We start from the raw sequence: 16,113 nt of genomic DNA, 5'->3' as shown, positions 1-16,113 counted from the left end.
CCCGACGGACGCGCGCCCCTTAGCGGCGAAGGGGGGAAATGGCAAGAAGTGGGCGCGCCTGGCTTGCGCGAGCAAGCCGGGCAGACGCCACGGCGGGCAGCGGGGCAGCGCAGCCGCTCCGTCTGACGGCGTGGCGGAGGTGGGTGGAAAGCGGACATCGACGATGCCATGATGCAACAATGCGAGACGTATGGACCAGCGGATATAGGGCAGACGAACTTGCAGAGGCGCAGGAACGCTATGGCCTCCGCTTTCCGCCAGACCTGGTTGATTTGTTGCTCGACCGACGTCCTGTCGATTGGTGGGACTGGCGGTCAGACAACCAAGACATCCGTCGCGCGCTCAAGCATCCGCTAGAAGGCCTTCTGTTCGATTTGGAAAACAACAACCTCTGGTGGCCCGAATGGGGTGAGAGGCCTAAATCCGCCGGGGATCGCGCTGCTATTTTAACTTCGATAGTGGACGCTGCGCCTCGGCTAATCCCGCTATACTCGCACCGATATATTCCAGAAACGCCGCAGGAAGCAGGCAACCCCGTTTTCTCGGTCATGCAGTCGGATGTGATCTACTACGGAGCAAATCTCACCAATTACATCGCTAACGAGATTGGCAGGTGGCAACAGGTCAGCCCCGCCCGCCACATTCCGTTCTGGTCCGAACTGGTTGACCGAAACTGCTAGGCTGAATGTCCGATAGCGGGCGCTACCCGTCGTACCAACCAACCCCTCACAACCGATGCCGTGCCACCGCGCGCTCGACGATCTGCACCGCGCGTTCCACCGCCGCGTCGATCGACAGGAAGCTGGTATCGAGCAGCACCGCGTCCTCGGCCGCCTTCAGGGGCGCCTGGCTGCGCGAGCTGTCGCGTTCGTCGCGGGTGCGGATGTCGGCCAGCACCTGATCGAAGCTGACGTTCGAGCCGCGCCCCTTCAGCTCGGCATGGCGGCGGCGGGCGCGGATCATCGGGGTCGCCTTGACGAACAGCTTGGCCTGCGCATCCGGCGCGATCACCGTGCCGATGTCGCGCCCGTCGAGCACCGCACCGCCGGGCTGGGCGGCGAAGCGCTTCTGCCGCTGGAGCAGCGAGGCGCGGACCAGCGGATGGGCGGAGACGATCGAGGCGGTCTTGCCCACGCCATCGTCCTTCAGCCGGTCGTCGGCGAGCAGGCGTTCGTCGAAATCGCAGCTGGCGACGGCGTCGGCCTCGATCTCCGGGTCCAGCCCGTGATCGAGCAATGTCGCGGCGACCGCGCGGTAGAGCAGGCCGGTGTCGAGGTGCGGCAGGCCATAGTGCCGGGCGAGCGCGCGGGCGATGGTGCCCTTGCCCGACGCGGCGGGGCCGTCGACGGCGATGATCATGCCGGTGCGGGCTCGCCGATGAGCGCGTCGAGCGTGGCGAAGAAGGTTGGATAGCTGGTCGCGACCGGCCCTGCGTCGTCGAGCGTGATCGGCCGGCGGGCGGCGAGCGCGGCGACCGCCATGCTCATCGCGATGCGGTGATCGAGATGGGTTTCGACCGTGCCGCCGCCGGGGATCGGATCGCCGCCCGTGCCAGTGACCGCCATGCCGTCCTCATATTCTTCGCACGTCACGCCGTTGGCACCGAGCGCGGCGGCCATCGCGGCGATGCGATCCGATTCCTTGACGCGCAGTTCCTCCGCCCCACGCGCGATCGTCGTCCCTTCCGCATAGGCGGCGGCGACGAACAGCGCGGGGTATTCGTCGATCATCGACGGCGCGAGTTCGGCCGGCACCTCGATCGCCGACAGCGCGGCGTGGCGGACGCGCAGATCGGCGACCGGTTCGCCGCCGACGGTGCGGGCGTCCTGCTCGACGATGTCGGCGCCCATCAGGCGCAGCGCGGTGACGAGGCCGGCGCGGGTGGGGTTGAGCCCGACATTCTCGATCGTGACGTCCGATCCCGGCACGATCGACGCCGCGACCATCCAGAAGGCGGCGGACGAGGGGTCGCCGGGGACAGTGATGTTCTGCGGCTTCAGTTCCGCTTCACCGCGAATCGAGATGACGCGGCCGGCGGTCGAGTCCTCGACCGTCAGTTCGGCACCGAAGCCGGCCAGCATCCGCTCGCTGTGATCGCGCGTCGCGACCGGCTCTATCACGCGGGTGATGCCCGGCGTGTTGAGCCCGGCGAGCAGGATCGCGGATTTCACCTGGGCGGAGGCGACGGGCAGGGTATATTCGATCGGCACCGCCGGCACGATGCCGCGCAGCATCAGCGGCAGGCGCCCGCCGGGGCTGGCGGTGATGTCCGCGCCCATCCGCGCCAGTGGCTCGATCACCCGCCCCATCGGCCGCTTGCTGAGCGAAGCGTCGCCGGTGAAGGTCGCGGTGATCGCATGGGACGCGATCAGGCCCATCAGCAGGCGGGTCGAGGTGCCCGAATTGCCCATCTCCAGCGCGCCCGCCGGCTGGAGCAGGCCGCCCACGCCGACACCGTGGATGCGCCACACGCCGTCCGTGCCGCGTTCGATGTCGGCGCCCATCGCGCGCATCGCTGCGGCGGTGGCGAGCACGTCCTCGCCCTCCAGCAGCCCCTCGACCCGGCTTTCGCCGACCGCCAGCGCCGACAGCATCAGCGATCGGTGGCTGATCGATTTGTCGCCCGGAACGCGGACGTGGCCGGCCAGCGGGCCGCGTGGCCCGATCGTCAGCGGGGAGGGGGCGGAATGGCTCATCGGGCGCGGTCTTTGACAGTGCGCTTGCGCTATGGCAAGGCGCCCCCCACTTTGCGGCTCCCCGTCGCAATACCCCTCTCTTTCCAAGATGCGAGAGCAGCCATGATCAAGCCCGAATGGGGCACGAAGCGTGCGTGCCCGAAGTGCGGTACCCGCTTCTACGACCTCGGCAAAGACGACCCCGTCACCTGCATCGAATGCGGCGTGAACTGGCAGCCCGAACCGATCCTGAAATCGAAGCAGCCGCTGCCATTCGAGCAGGTGAAGACCGAGAAGAAGGAAGTCGCCGACAGCGACCTGGGCGATGACGATCTGGACGTCGATGTCGAGGAGGAGGAACCCTCGGCCGACGACGACGTCGATCTGGGCGGCGACGACGATCTGGGCGTCAAGACGGCCGGCGAGGACGACGAGAGCTGATCGCGATCGGGTTCACGCAAACGCTGCCTGAAAAAGCCGCGTGAACCCGGTTGCCAAAGGCGGAAAGCCCGACTAGAGGGCTCGCCTTCCCAGGGTATATCCCGAAGGTTCGGGGCCGTAGCTCAGCTGGGAGAGCGCTGCAATGGCATTGCAGAGGTCAGGGGTTCGATCCCCCTCGGCTCCACCATCGTTTCTAAGTCGCTGAAACAGCGCGGAAACGGCAAAAACCTAGGCTTTTTACAAGCGGCTGTTACATTCGTAACAGGAGCGAAAGCCATGTGTACGTACCTTCAGCCACGCGGCGCCGTCTATCATTTGCGGCGTGTCATACCGGTTGAATTGCGCCCCGCGTCGGGCGGCAAATCCGAGTTCATGGCGTCCCTGCGGACGGTAGGGCCCGGGCGACCGCCAGGCGGTTCATCGGGAAGCGTCGGATCGTTGAAGGCAGATTGGCATGAATGAATTCACGGCCTCCAGCGATACGTTCGAGTTCGAAGTGCCTGCCGTCCTGGATCGGAACGGCAAGCTCAGTGACGACTGCGTCCGGCAAGCGCGGACGGTGATGGATACTCACGGTCTGGTCATTCTAACCAACCTCCTGTCGGATGAGGAGGCGGATGCCGGTCTGGAGCTGATACGTCAAACCATCGACGATCCGGATCGTAACCGCGGCTCCTTCGCCAGCGAGACGGATAATCGTTATGCGCGCCGCGACTTCTGCTCCCTTCCCCTGACGCCGCCCGTCAAAGGTTTTGCTGCCGGATTATGTCAGCGTCTCGAGGGCGTGTTATCGGAATATTGTGGCCGGTCACGTTCACTTCTCGAAGTCACCACATTGACCAGCTATCTCGGCTCGTCGCATCAATATGTTCACCGGGACCCAAGCGGGGTGATCAGCCTTTTCGCTGCCGTGGAAGATGTATCGGAACAACAGGGCGGGACAGTGTTTGTTCCTGGAACACACATGTACGGTGGCTCTGAAAGCAAGCACGGCGGCGACGCCAATGCATTGAGCGAACTGTTTCGAATAAAGTGCAACTATCGCATTTTCCTCCATAACCTGAAAAAGCTATGGGGTATGCGCACGAGCAAGACGGCCTCGTTGGCGCCTGGTGAATTTCTTGACCGGGTGTTCTCGAAAAAGTGGGATCAGCACCAGCCAAATGTGTTGCGCTTTGCGTTGGGAAAAAATTCCCAGTTCAGCCTTGCTATGCTCGGCCCGCGCACGTTGTGGAGGCTTTATCGCTACCGTGACGTTCTTGATAACATGTTCCATTTGATACAGACGGCGCCCCGGAAGGGCAGCGTCATTCTTTATCGGAGTGATTTGCTCCATGCTGGGCCCGACAATCGATCGCCACAACCTCGCAGATTCTTCAGCATGAGTATCGCACGCGACATTGTCGAACCCAAATTCTGGAACGACGGATATTCGCCACATCCCACCTTGGTCGCTGATCCCATGTGCTTTGGCGACCTTCTGGATTTCCTCCCCGCACCTGTACCATCCAGAGTGCCGGCCCTCCTATCCGTCGTCAGCACAGTTGGCGCAGATCGCGGTGTAGACTAGCGGAGCGCAGGCCGCGTCGCGGGGGTGATATTGAGCGGCGAGCTTGCGGTGAAGCAACCAGTTCACTCGGCATGCATCGCGCAGTACCGCTTCAAACCATGATAGTGTTTGGCCCGCACAGTCGAGACAGAACGCCGGCTCATCCACAACGGCGGTAATGTTACGGAGGCTACTCCTTAAGCGCGCGGCGCAGCGTGCCAGAATGTGACAAGCGATTCTTATCGTTGAGCAATTGCTTGCGACTCACCTTAAACCTGCATACGCACGATCTTAACGGATCGTTAAGTGTACCTGCGAGTCGCTGCGGTCCTGATGGGGATCGATTACCGGTCAAATTCTCGGTCCGATGGCACTTTTGGTGTCGTCGTTATCGCGCTTAGGGGGGCAAATGGGGCACACGCTGGCGTTGCGCATTCTCGTGTCCTGTCGGCGCGGGCGCTCGGCATACGTGGCGCTTGTCATGATGGCGGCCTGCCTGGCCGGATCGCCTGGATCGGCGTCTGCGCAGACCACGGACATCCCCGCGGCGATAACGTCCAGCGCGACCAGTTCGATCAGCCTCGTGCTGACCGGCAGCGTCACTCCGGACTGCAGCATCGCCGGCGGCGCCACACTGGCTCTGGGGACGCTCGGCGACGGACAGCAAGCGGTCGCTGAATTCGACATCGGCTGTAACCTGCCGTTCGACCTGGTTTTCCGTTCATCCTCGGGTGGCATCGCACACAGCACGCGGCCGGAGGGCGAAGGCCCTTATGGCGGCAAGCTCGGCTATCGCCTCGGGGTCACGCTGCCCACACTGACGCCCGATCCTCAGTCGCTGCGCGCGGATTTTTCCAGCCGCGACATGATCGGCGGCAGCGTGCTCAGCAGCGGCAACGCGATCGCGATGGGGCGCGGAGAAATACGACTTCAAACAGAATTGCCGGCGGGGACGGAACTGCTTGCCGGTCAATATGCGGACAAGATCACGATCACGATCAATCCGCGCATCTAAGAAATCTGACCCTCCGTCGCGGGAGCGGTCAGGACATTGGTGAAATGGTTCACACGCAAGGAGAATGAAATGAAGACCTCGTATCTGGTTCTCGCTTCGGCGGCACTCGCACTCACCGCCAACTCGGCATCGGCACAGACCGCCGCGTCGAACGCGACCTATGTCAACCCGGCCAACCCGGGCAATGTGGGCACCGCCTCCAATTCGGAAACCGCCGACTTCACCGTGACCGGTTCGGTCAACCAGGCATGCGTCCTGGGCGCCGGCGGCGATCTGAACAACCTGAACTTCGGCACGATCGGTATCCATGCCGACGCCACCAGCTCGGTCGAGAACGTGTTCACGGCGGTCGGCACCCCGAACGGCCACACCCGCACCAACCTGGCGGGCTGCAACACCGCCAACACGATGACCGTCACCAAGACCAATGGCGCCAATGGTCTGGTCAACGCCGACGCGGCGACCGGCGGCTACGACGGCAACGTGTTCCAGGCGAACATTCCGTATTCGATCGCCGTCCAGTACACCGCCGGCGCGGTGGGCACGCTGGTGCCGCAGGGCTCGATCAGCCAGTTCTCGGTTGCGGCTACCGCCAGCACGAACAACAAGTCGAATGCGGCCTGGAAGTCGGGCGCGGCGTTCCGCATCGACCTGACCGATCCGACGAAGGCGCTGGTTGCCGGCACCTACACCGATACGGTCACGGTTGTTCTCGCCGCTATGTAAGGCGTAGAGGCCTGGGCACCGGGGGGCTACGGTCCCCCGGTGTTAAGGCTGTGTCGACATTCAGCCCATACTGGTCTGTAAATGGCGATCCCGTGCGCTTCCGGTGCCCGAGTGCCAAAATACGTCCCGGCCCAGGCGAAACCACTGTTTTCGACTGGGCCTGAGTTGAATGTCGATACGATCTGGTTTGCGTACCAACGGCTTGGGCAAGAGGCCGCTTCAGATACCCAGGGGTGGGGCATGATCATATTGCGCCTGTCGAGGCTGAAGGCCCGGCTGCGTCGTTACGCAGTGTTGATGCTGATCGGAATCGTCGCATCGACGTCCGCGCTGGCGATGCGCGTGTCACCGATGGTTTCCGAACTCACGACGTCCGGCGCCGGAGCGGTCGCACGTATCGAGGTGGGCAACGTCAGCAGCGTCCCCCTGCCGTTCGAAACGCGTATCACGCGGATCGATTTCGACGAGAATGGCGTACTGCAGGAAACACCCGCGGACGAGGATTTCCTCGTCTTCCCGCCGCAGGGCCTGGTCGCCGCTTCGGGGCGGCAGATGGTGCGCGTCCAGTGGGTCGGCAAGCCCGACATCCCGACGTCGCAAGCCTATTACGTCTGGGTGCGGCAGCTTCCCGTCGAGACCAATCCCCAGAAGATCGAGGGGACCGAGGCCGCCGTCGCGATCAACGTTCTGTACACGATGAAATCGCTGGTCGTCGTCGCTCCGCCCGGCGCCAAGCCGCAGGTTGAGGTGGCTTCGGCGCAGCCGCAGATGATCGTGCCGCCAACGCCGGAGATCGACCCCGCGCTGAAGAGCGCGACGCAGCCCGAGGACAAGCCCGCGCCGATGCCCGGCCTGCAAGTGGTTGTTACGAACAAGGGCAATCGCTACGCGCTGATGAGCGGCGCAAAATGGGCTGTCTCGGCCACCGGCGCCGACGGGAAACCGTTTGAGCGCACCTATGGCCAGGAGGAACTGTCACAGGTCGTCGGCGTCGGCTATGTCGCACCCGCCGGGGGCAAGCGGACCTTCTCGCTGCCGACCGGCGTCGTGCTGGATCCGGCCAAGCCGGTCAGCATCCGATTTCTTCGGTGACCCTCCGTCGTCGGGTCGCGACGAGCGGGTTCGCCGTAACCGCGAGCCTCGCGATCATTACCCCTTCCGACGCGCAGACGGCGGTGGGTGACGCCGGTGCCGCCCAGCAGGTCTCGCCACCGACGGGCGCTCCCGCCGGCCCGACGCGGCGCAACATCAATCCCTATGATCGTGACGTGACGATCACTGCCCCGCTCCAGTTCAATCAGCGCGTGCTTGGCGAACTGCCGGTCCTGCTGACGCGCGATGACCGGTTCATCGTCACTTCCAACGCCTTTCAGGAACTGATCGCACCGCTCCTGACCCCGGACGCGCGCGAAGAACTGAAAACGATCATCGGCGACAAGGAGAGGTTCGAGCCGGAAGAAATCAGCGCGGCGGGCGTGCGGCTCGACTATGATCCCGAACAACTGGCGGTGCTGATCCTGAAGATCGCGCCCGAAAAGCGCTCGGTCGAGATACTGTATCGGCCGAATTCCGCCGAACAGCCGGGAGATGCGCCGCTGCCGTTCAGCGCATATCTGAACATCAACACCATTCTGGCGCGTAATTCCCGCGACGGCGAAGGTCTCCGGAGGCCGGATTTGTTCCTGAACGGCGCGATCCGTTACAACAACCTGGTGCTGGAGGCCGATTTCCAGACGCGGCGCGACTTCATCGACGACAGCTATGGTATCGATCGCCGCTACGCCCGCTTCGTCTACGATCAGCCGCAGGACGCACGGCGCTGGTTCCTTGGCGATCTCGATCCCGAAACCCGGGGGCGGCAGGGCTTCGTCAACATGGGGGGGATCGGCGTCAGCCGCCAGCGCCAGCGTTTCGACGCATTTCGCAGCAACGTTCTCGCGGCCGGACGCCGTCTCGTGCTGCAGGAACAATCGACCGTGCGGGTTAGCCGGAACGGACTTTTCCAGCGTGAGTTCGCGCTCGATGCCGGGCAGTACGACATCTCGAACCTTCCGCTCGACACGGGCAGCAACGATATCGATATCGAGGTGCAGGGTGTTTCGGGCACGCGCCAATCCTTCGCGTACCAGGCGTATCTCGACACGATAGACCTGGAGGCCGGCGACCATGAATATGGCGCCTATCTGGGAGTGCTCGACGAGGGCGGCTTCGGTAACCCCGATTATTCGCGGGGGATACCGGTGTTCACCGGCTTCTGGCGCAAGGCGTTCTTGAACCGGCCGGCGATTGGGGTCGGCGCGCAATTGTCCGAAGACGTACAGAATGTGACCGCGCAGACTCAATTTATCCTGCCGAACAGCGCGCGGCTGCGCTTCGATCTTGGCGCAAGCAAAGCGAACGAGGGTGTCGGCTTCGCCGCGACCGCCGGCTATGACCAGATTGTCGGCGGCGCCAGCGGCTACGACACGCTGACCTTCGTCGTCGATTTCACCTCCGCGAATTATACGACGATCGGACTGGTCGAGGTGGCGAACCCGATCTCCTGGAATCTGACCGGAACCTACACGAAACGGTTCACGCCCAATCTGTTCGCGACGACGACCGCTTCGTACCGCGTCAGTCGCAGCGCGTTGCAGGATGATGCCTACAGCGTGTCGGCGATCGCGAACTACCGGTTCAGCCGGGAATGGTCGGTCCAGGCGGGCTTCGAATATTTGAAGACCGGTTTTCGCGACGGTTTTGGGCGCACCGATGGAATCGGCTTGACCGTGGGGCTGGTGTGGCAGCCGCGCTATAATCGGCGCGGCGAGCTTCGATATAACAGCTTACGCAATCTGGGCAGCGCGCGTTTCCAGGAAACGGTCGACAACCGCGCGGGATCGTTCGGCTATTCGGTCACGGCGACGACGAGCGACACCGCGAAGTCGGTCGGCGGCCAACTCGACTATGTCGCCAACCGCTTCGACGCCAATTTTACGCACACTCGGATAGGATCCGACTTCGATGGCTTGGGACGCGACAGCATCACCACGCTGCGCGTCGGCACCTCGCTGGCATATGCCGGTGGCAAGCTGGCCGTCGGGCGCACGATCAATGACAGTTTCGCGCTGGTCAGTCCGCATCCTACCTTGAAAGGTCGTGATGTGATCGTCGGCGACAGCCTGGAAAACGGGCGATATGTCAGCAAGAGTGGCGTGTTCGGCCCGGCGATGCAGAACCTGCTCAATTCCTACCTGAACCAGACGGTGCGCTACGATGTGGTCGATGCGCCGCTGGGCTATGACATCGGCGACGGCGCCAAGCGCGTGCGCCCGGCCTACAAGAGCGGCTACATGATCGAGGTCGGTAGCGCCGCTTTTGTCAGCGCGATCGGGACGCTGCACGGGCGCGATGGCAAGCCGGTCGCGCTGATCAGCGGCGTGTTGCGCCGGAGCGATCAGAATGACGCGGAACCGGAACCATTCTTCACCAATAGCGTCGGCCGCTTCGCGATCGCCAGGCTCGAACCGGGAGTGACGTATCGCGTGACCTATACTGCCGACGGGCCGATGAGCTTCACATTCACCGTGCCGCCGGATAACAATGGCCTCCTGGATCTCGGCGTTGTCGGGGTCGAGCCGAGGAAGGAGCCGTGACCATGTCGAGGCAGGGCGGGAGGTGCCATCACCGCGTTCGCGACTGGGGGTTGTGGTGGATTGTCGGCCCGCTGGTGGCTTCCATCAGCAGCCCGGCGCTCGCGCAGATACCGTGCGCGGTCACCGTCGATTCACGTCAGAATGAGATCATCGTCCGCCATAACACTCTGGAGGCCGATGAAATTCAGACCAACATCGAACTCAACATCATCAATCGTGGTGAAACCGAGTGCGTCGGCATCCTGGGAACGTCGGTGAACGGCGAGCAGTACGGACTGTGGTCGACTACCAGCCCGCAAGTCATCCAGTATCAGTTGATAGACCAGAAATCGCGCAGCGACATCACGCCCCGCGGTGGGAATAGCACGATCCGCCAGAGCTTGAGGCTCATACGCTTGCAGCCTGGCGAAAGCAGCCTGGAGCTGATCTCAATGGTCGCGGTTCCGGGCGGCCTGGTTTCGCAGGGGCAGTATACGCAGTCGATCGACGTGAATTTTCTGAGCACCGAGGGGGCGGTGCTGGGATCGCGCCCGATTACCCTCGGCGTCGATGTGATCCCCGCCGCGATGATCGGCGTGAAGGGGGAACTGGCGCGGGCGCGTGGGACAAATGTCGTGAATTTGGGCGAGCTGAAATCGGGCGTCCAGGATTTGCCCTTCACGGTTTTCGTGGCATCGACGGGGGGGTATCGCGTCGCCGTCAGTTCGGAGAACCGCGGGCGACTGAAGCACGAGAGCCTGCCCTGGTTCATCGATTATCGGCTGCGCATCGGACAGTTTGACCTAAATCTGTCCACATCCGCGGGGTTCCAGGTCGTGTCCGACAGGGCGCGGCTCGACAACTATCCCGTTACGATCGATATCGGCGAGACGCAGGCCAAGCGCGCGGGCGCCTACAGGGATACGGTCACGTTTACGGTGGCCGCTATCTGATCCCGCGCCCGGCTGATCCTGCGCCCGGTCAGATCGGCTGGATGGTCATCGACAACGTGATTGGCGTTTCCAGGGACACGGTGCCGAAGCGATAGGCGATCTGCTGAATCCGAGGACCATATTGGCGGTGAACCTCTTGGGTCCCGATCGCGGACAGATTAATCCTGTGGGAGCCGTAGATCAGTTCGGCGCGCTCGACGAGCGACAGCGGACGGTGCATGACCGACACTGTATAGCCCGCCGGGCTGTTACACCCTTCGGTCACCTGTCCGGTGGTTCCGGTCAGCGGATCGGCCTGGGTGGTGTGGTTGACCCAGCATGCCAAGGGGACCGTGGCGCTTATCTGAAAGCTGCCGCTCGCACTTTCCCGTGCGAGGGCTGGCTGAGTAGCCATGATGGCGCAGAGCGCCGCGGCTCCGCCGAGCGCCCTGTTTCGCATCAAGTTTGTCGAAACCCAAGTCATCCTTCTGCGGACCATAGGCTGCTGGAGTTAACAATTAGCTTCGGTCGGTTTGACAGGTCGTCGGTCACGATCGTGAACCGCGTCGGGTTTTCCGGAGGTTTGTGGGTTTGAATCCCGCCGCCACATCCATATCGGCGATGGCGGCATAATATCGTTCGTCGCCTTCGGTGGGCGGATTGTCCCCGGCATGGACGCTCCACTGGCCGGTCCGCTCAAGCAGCGGGCGGGCTCCTTTGCGGTCACCGTGCCGCCGAACAGCATCGCACTGTTGAACAGCAGCAATCGCATTGACTTATCCCCTGGATTCACGGCCCGCCGCACGGCGGTGCACGGGGTTCAATCCCGGCGTTGTTCGCGTCATGTTCCTGTGCTAGCCCCCGCCGATGGCCAAACCCCAGAAGCGCTATGTCTGTCAGTCGTGCGGGTCGGTTTCGCATCGCTGGGCGGGGCAGTGCGGCGACTGTTCGGAATGGAACACGCTGGTCGAGGATGCCGGCGCGGCGGTGACGCCGTTTTCGGCGCGGCATAACCTGCAATCGGGCGGGCGAGCGATCCAGCTTAGTGGGCTGGATACCGATGTCGCGTTGCCCGAGCGGATGGCGACCGGGATCGCCGAGCTGGACCGGGCGCTGGGCGGCGGTTTCGTCGAGGCGTCCGCCACGCTGATCGGCGGCGATCCGGGGATCGGCAAGTCGACGCTCCTGTTGCAGGCCGCCGCGAAGCTCGCGCTGGCCGGACGGCGCGTCGCCTATGTCTCGGGCGAGGAGGCGGCGGATCAGGTGCGGCTGCGCGCGCGGCGGCTGGGGCTGGGCAACGCGCCGGTGCAGCTGGCGGCGGCGACCAGCGTGCGCGATATCCTGACGACGGTGGGGCAGGGGACGGTGCCCGACCTGCTCATCATCGATTCGATCCAGACGATGCATTCGGACCTGATCGAGGGGGCGCCGGGGACGGTGAGCCAGGTGCGTGCCGCGTCTGGCGAGTTGATCCGCTTCGCCAAGGAGCGCGGGACAGCGGTGGTGCTGGTGGGGCACGTGACAAAGGACGGCGCGATCGCGGGGCCGCGCGTGCTGGAGCATATGGTCGATACGGTGCTGGCGTTCGAGGGCGAGCGCAGCCACCTCTACCGCATTCTGCGCGCGACCAAGAACCGCTTTGGCGGGACCGACGAGATCGGCGTGTTCGCGATGGAGACGGGCGGGCTGAGCGAGGTGTCGAACCCGTCGAGCCTGTTCCTGACGAGCCGCGACGAGAGCGTGACGGGAACGGTGGTGTTCCCCGCGCTGGAGGGCACGCGGCCGGTGCTGGTCGAGGTGCAGGCGCTGACGGTGCGGCTGGCGTCGGGGGCGACCCCCCGGCGCGCGGTGGTGGGGTGGGACAGCGGGCGGCTGGCGATGATCCTGGCGGTGCTGGAGGCGCGGTGCGGGCTCAGCTTCTCGTCGGCGGAAGTCTATCTGAACATCGCCGGAGGATACCGGGTACAGGATCCGGCCGCCGATCTGGCGGTTGCAGCGGCGCTGGTTTCCGCGCTTTCCGAGCGGCCGGTGCCAGCCGATGCCGTCGCGTTCGGCGAGATCGCGCTGTCGGGCGAGGTGCGGCCGGTGGCGCATGGGGCGCTACGCCTGAAGGAGGCCGCCAAGCTGGGCTTCGGCCGCGCCCTCGTCCCGGCCAAGCAGGCGGCCGAGGGGGCGAAGATGGACGTCGCCAGCTTCGCCAGCCTGCTGCGCTTCGTTGACCATATGCTGGGGCGGGGATAGGCCGGGCGACGGAGCGTGCGCGATGCACCTATCGTGCCCCGGCGCAGGCCGGGGCCCAGGCTGGCCGACGGCGCGAGGATTGGTCATCCTCTCGCGTATAGTGCCGGAACTGGGCCCCGGCCTGCGCCGGGGCGCGGGGTGTGTGGCGCGACGTCTTTGAGATATTCGGGGTGGCTATGGGCCTGACAGCGCTCGACATTATCGTGCTGGTGACGGTGGGCGGCGCGGCGATCACCGGGCTGATGCGCGGGTTCGTGACCGAGGTGCTGAGCCTGATGGCGTGGATCTTCGTCGTCTTCGCGCTCAAGATCTTCCACACGCCGCTGACCGGGGTGCTTGTCGGCAGCGTCGGTACGGCGGCGGGAGCAGCGACCTTGGCATTTGCGGTGATCGGCGGCGTCACCTGGTTCGGCGGGCGGCTGGTGGCGAACGCGATCGGTGCGCGGACGCGCAGTTCGATCCTGGGGCCGGTCGATCGCGGGCTGGGCTTCGGCTTCGGCGCGCTGAAGGGGCTGATCCTCGCCAGCCTGGGGTTCCTGTTGATCGTTCTGGTGCTCGACACGATCGGCGGCGGACCGACCAAGCGGCCCGACTGGATCAAGACATCGCGGACCTATCCTCTGCTCAACGCGACCAGCGCGTCGATCGCCGATTTCGTCGACAAGCGGCGCAAGGGCGAGCCGGTGTTCGGCTGGGAGGGGGACGATAAGGCCGGCAACGCCAGCGGTGCGATGCGCAACGACAGCGCCGCCCCCATATCGCGCCCGTGAACGCCCCGCTCTACAACACCCGCATCCTGCGCCTCGCCGCGTCGATCCCCTATCATGAGCGGCTGGCGACGCCGATGGCGACATCGGAGAAACGATCGCCGGTGTGCGGCAGCCGGGTGACGGTGGACGTCGAGGTGGACGGCGAGGGGCGGGTCTCGGCGCTGGGCCTGCTGGTCCGCGCCTGTGCGCTGGGACAGGCGTCGGCGGCGCTGATGGCCGAGCAGGTGATCGGCAAGTCGGCGGCCGAGATCGCCGCGACGCGCGATGCGCTGGCCGGCTGGCTGGCCGGGGAACGCGCAGTGGCACCCGATTGGCCGGGTCTGGAGATATTCGAGCCGGCGCGGCCGCACAGCGCGCGGCATCCGTCGATCCGGCTGGCGTTCGAGGCGGCGGCGGAAGCCGCGGCGGCGGCACGGCCATGATCGCGGTCGTCGCGGCCCTGTCCGGAGCATTGGCGGTCGCGGCGGGCGCGTTCGGGGCGCATGGCGCGGAGGGCAAGGCCGCCGAATGGCTGCGGACCGGCGCGACCTACCAGTTGATCCACGTCCTTGCCGCCTTCGTCGCGCTCAACCAGGGCGCGCGCGGGGCGGCGTGGTGCTTCGTGGCCGGCGCCGGGCTGTTCGCGATCACGCTCTATGCGATGGCGGTGGGCGCGCCGCGCTGGCTGGGCGCGGTGACGCCGCTGGGCGGGGCGGCGATGATCGCCGGCTGGCTGTGGCTGGCGTGGGAGGTGGCGCGGCGATGAGGAAACTGGCGATGGCGGCGGCGATCGGGATGGCGGCGGGCACGGCGGTGGCGGGCGAGCGCGCCCGCGATCTGGGCATCGCGATCGGCGTGTTGGCGCCGGGCCCGCTCAACGCGATCACCGACGTCGAGGGCGTGCGCGTCGGCCAGGTCACGCTGACCGAGGGCGAGACCGTGCGAACCGGGGTGACGGCGGTGCTGCCCCATGGCGGCAACCTGTTCCAGGACAAGGTACCGGCCGGCTTCTTCGTCGCCAACGGCTTCGGCAAGTTCATGGGATCGACCCAGGTCGAGGAACTGGGCGAGGTCGAGACGCCGATTTTGCTGACCAACACGCTGAACGTTGCGGAGACCGCCGCCGGCGCGATCGAATGGACGCTGGTCCAGCCCGGCAACGAACAGGTGCGATCGGTCAACGCCGTGGTGGGCGAGACCAACGACGGCGGCTTGAACGACATTCGCGGGCGGCACCTGCGGCCCGAACATGCGCGCCGCGCGATCGAGCAGGCGCGGGGCGGCGCGGTGGAGGAAGGCGCGGTCGGCGCGGGAACTGGCACGATCGCGTTTGGCTGGAAGGGCGGGATCGGCACCGCCTCGCGCCGGCTGCCGGCGTCGCTGGGCGGGTGGACCGTCGGCGTGCTCGTCCAATCAAACTATGGCGGGGTGCTGACCGTGGCGGGCGTGCCGGTGGGTGTGAAGCTCGACCGGTTCGACCTGCGCGATGCGATCACCAAGAAGGCGGACGGATCGGTGGTGATCGTCGTCGCGACCGACGCGCCGCTATCCGACCGCAACCTGCGCCGGCTGGCGGGGCGCACCTTCGCCGGGATCGCGCGGACCGGTGGCGGTTTCTCGAACGGGTCGGGCGACTATGCCATCGCCTTTTCCACCCATCCCGACGTGCGCCGCACGCCCGAGCGTCGCAGCGGGGTGGCGAGCGTTGCCGACATGGCGAACGACAGGATGTCGGCGCTGTTCCAGGGCGTCGCCGAGGCGACCGAGGAAGCCGTGCTCAATTCGATGGTCGCGGCCAGGACGACGACCGGCAACGGACGGACCGTGGAGCGCCTGCCGGTGGAGCGGGTTCAGGCGATGGTGAAAGGGCACAGGTGATGGCCGCCGCCGCTTTGCGAGGGTTGGCACCGCTCCATGTCGTGCTGATCGCCTTTGCGGCACAGGCGACCTTCCCGTTACTCCTCTTGATCGACCCGGCCCTGCCGGTCCTTGCGGGAGTCGCGGCCATCGGTGCCGTTCTACCGTTGCTGCTTCTCAAGACCTGGCGGGCACGCCTGCTCGGCGCGGCAGCCATGGTACTTGTCGGCACATACACCGCGTTGGTGGCCGCAGAGGGACTGGCGCACGCCGTGTTCAACACATGTCTGCAATGATGGGCAGAGCCAACATAA

At 65.2% G+C, this 16,113-nt stretch carries 18 protein-coding genes and 1 tRNA gene; 16 read left to right on the top strand and 3 right to left on the bottom strand.

All coding sequences use genetic code 11. The features are described 5' to 3' along the window. Nucleotides 1-179 precede the first annotated feature (179 nt). Nucleotides 180-680 carry a hypothetical protein gene (locus tag VYI76_RS10505; RefSeq protein WP_326524697.1) on the top strand — a complete coding sequence of 167 codons (501 nt, stop codon included), beginning with the start codon at nt 180-182 and terminating at the stop codon, nt 678-680. Nucleotides 681-726: 46 nt separating this feature from the next. Here the strand turns inward: VYI76_RS10505 and cmk are convergent, their stop codons facing one another. Then, nucleotides 727-1,359: a (d)CMP kinase gene (gene cmk / locus VYI76_RS10500; RefSeq protein ID WP_326524696.1), complete on the bottom strand. Its 633-nt coding sequence runs from the start codon at nt 1,357-1,359 to the stop codon at nt 727-729. Further along, on the bottom strand, nt 1,356-2,696 hold the full coding sequence (gene aroA / locus VYI76_RS10495) for a 3-phosphoshikimate 1-carboxyvinyltransferase (protein WP_326524695.1): 1,341 nt from the start codon (nt 2,694-2,696) through the stop codon (nt 1,356-1,358). The genes cmk and aroA overlap by 4 nt, the downstream gene beginning before the upstream one ends. A gap of 102 nt (nt 2,697-2,798) precedes the next feature. Here aroA and VYI76_RS10490 point away from each other — a divergent pair, with 102 nt between their 5' ends. The 9 genes from VYI76_RS10490 to VYI76_RS10455 all read left to right on the top strand — a co-directional run bounded on the left by VYI76_RS10490 (nt 2,799) and on the right by VYI76_RS10455 (nt 10,973). Further along, the gene (locus tag VYI76_RS10490; RefSeq protein ID WP_326524694.1) at nt 2,799-3,116 is read left to right on the top strand and encodes a TIGR02300 family protein; all 318 of its coding nucleotides are present in this window, start codon (nt 2,799-2,801) and stop codon (nt 3,114-3,116) included. A 111-nt stretch (nt 3,117-3,227) separates the two neighbouring features. Beyond that, nucleotides 3,228-3,303 (top strand) — tRNA-Ala (locus tag VYI76_RS10485). 89 nt (nt 3,304-3,392) lie between these two features. After that, nucleotides 3,393-3,578 (top strand): DUF6538 domain-containing protein, encoded by a 186-nt coding sequence (locus VYI76_RS16825; RefSeq protein ID WP_443018926.1) that lies wholly within the window; start codon nt 3,393-3,395, stop codon nt 3,576-3,578. Next, nucleotides 3,571-4,686, top strand: a complete 1,116-nt coding sequence (locus VYI76_RS10480; RefSeq protein WP_326524693.1) for a hypothetical protein — start codon at nt 3,571-3,573, stop codon at nt 4,684-4,686. Before VYI76_RS16825 ends, VYI76_RS10480 begins: the two co-directional genes overlap by 8 nt. A 388-nt stretch (nt 4,687-5,074) precedes the next feature. After that, nucleotides 5,075-5,680 (top strand): hypothetical protein, encoded by a 606-nt coding sequence (locus VYI76_RS10475; RefSeq protein ID WP_326524692.1) that lies wholly within the window; start codon nt 5,075-5,077, stop codon nt 5,678-5,680. A gap of 69 nt (nt 5,681-5,749) precedes the next feature. Further along, the gene (locus tag VYI76_RS10470; protein ID WP_326524691.1) at nt 5,750-6,406 is read left to right on the top strand and encodes a hypothetical protein; all 657 of its coding nucleotides are present in this window, start codon (nt 5,750-5,752) and stop codon (nt 6,404-6,406) included. Between the two features lie 240 nt (nt 6,407-6,646). Continuing rightward, nucleotides 6,647-7,498, top strand: a complete 852-nt coding sequence (locus VYI76_RS10465) for a molecular chaperone (protein ID WP_326524690.1) — start codon at nt 6,647-6,649, stop codon at nt 7,496-7,498. Further along, nucleotides 7,495-10,041, top strand: a complete 2,547-nt coding sequence (locus tag VYI76_RS10460) for a hypothetical protein (RefSeq protein WP_326524689.1) — start codon at nt 7,495-7,497, stop codon at nt 10,039-10,041. The genes VYI76_RS10465 and VYI76_RS10460 overlap by 4 nt, the downstream gene beginning before the upstream one ends. Then, nucleotides 10,038-10,973: a hypothetical protein gene (locus tag VYI76_RS10455; protein ID WP_326524688.1), complete on the top strand. Its 936-nt coding sequence runs from the start codon at nt 10,038-10,040 to the stop codon at nt 10,971-10,973. Before VYI76_RS10460 ends, VYI76_RS10455 begins: the two co-directional genes overlap by 4 nt. A gap of 28 nt (nt 10,974-11,001) precedes the next feature. On the opposite strand, the gene VYI76_RS10450 is transcribed toward VYI76_RS10455, so the two are convergent. Further along, nucleotides 11,002-11,436: a hypothetical protein gene (locus VYI76_RS10450; RefSeq protein ID WP_326524687.1), complete on the bottom strand. Its 435-nt coding sequence runs from the start codon at nt 11,434-11,436 to the stop codon at nt 11,002-11,004. 383 nt (nt 11,437-11,819) lie between these two features. On the opposite strand from VYI76_RS10450, the gene radA reads away from it, so the two are divergent. From radA to VYI76_RS10420, 6 genes are all read left to right on the top strand, one after another. Next, nucleotides 11,820-13,193 (top strand): DNA repair protein RadA, encoded by a 1,374-nt coding sequence (radA, locus tag VYI76_RS10445; protein WP_326524686.1) that lies wholly within the window; start codon nt 11,820-11,822, stop codon nt 13,191-13,193. A gap of 176 nt (nt 13,194-13,369) precedes the next feature. Beyond that, complete coding sequence (locus VYI76_RS10440; protein WP_326524685.1) at nt 13,370-13,963, top strand: CvpA family protein; 594 nt, start codon at nt 13,370-13,372, stop codon at nt 13,961-13,963. Then, the gene (locus tag VYI76_RS10435) at nt 13,960-14,385 is read left to right on the top strand and encodes an iron-sulfur cluster assembly scaffold protein (protein WP_326524684.1); all 426 of its coding nucleotides are present in this window, start codon (nt 13,960-13,962) and stop codon (nt 14,383-14,385) included. The genes VYI76_RS10440 and VYI76_RS10435 overlap by 4 nt, the downstream gene beginning before the upstream one ends. Further along, on the top strand, nt 14,382-14,708 hold the full coding sequence (locus VYI76_RS10430; protein WP_326524683.1) for a DUF423 domain-containing protein: 327 nt from the start codon (nt 14,382-14,384) through the stop codon (nt 14,706-14,708). Before VYI76_RS10435 ends, VYI76_RS10430 begins: the two co-directional genes overlap by 4 nt. Beyond that, nucleotides 14,705-15,820 (top strand): DmpA family aminopeptidase, encoded by a 1,116-nt coding sequence (locus tag VYI76_RS10425; RefSeq protein ID WP_326524682.1) that lies wholly within the window; start codon nt 14,705-14,707, stop codon nt 15,818-15,820. Before VYI76_RS10430 ends, VYI76_RS10425 begins: the two co-directional genes overlap by 4 nt. After that, on the top strand, nt 15,820-16,095 hold the full coding sequence (locus VYI76_RS10420) for a hypothetical protein (protein WP_326524681.1): 276 nt from the start codon (nt 15,820-15,822) through the stop codon (nt 16,093-16,095). Before VYI76_RS10425 ends, VYI76_RS10420 begins: the two co-directional genes overlap by 1 nt. Nucleotides 16,096-16,113 lie beyond the last annotated feature (18 nt).

Source organism: Sphingomonas sp. (assembly GCF_035910975.1).
Lineage (GTDB): Bacteria > Pseudomonadota > Alphaproteobacteria > Sphingomonadales > Sphingomonadaceae > Sphingomonas.
This window is presented reverse-complemented; position numbering and strand designations above follow the sequence as displayed.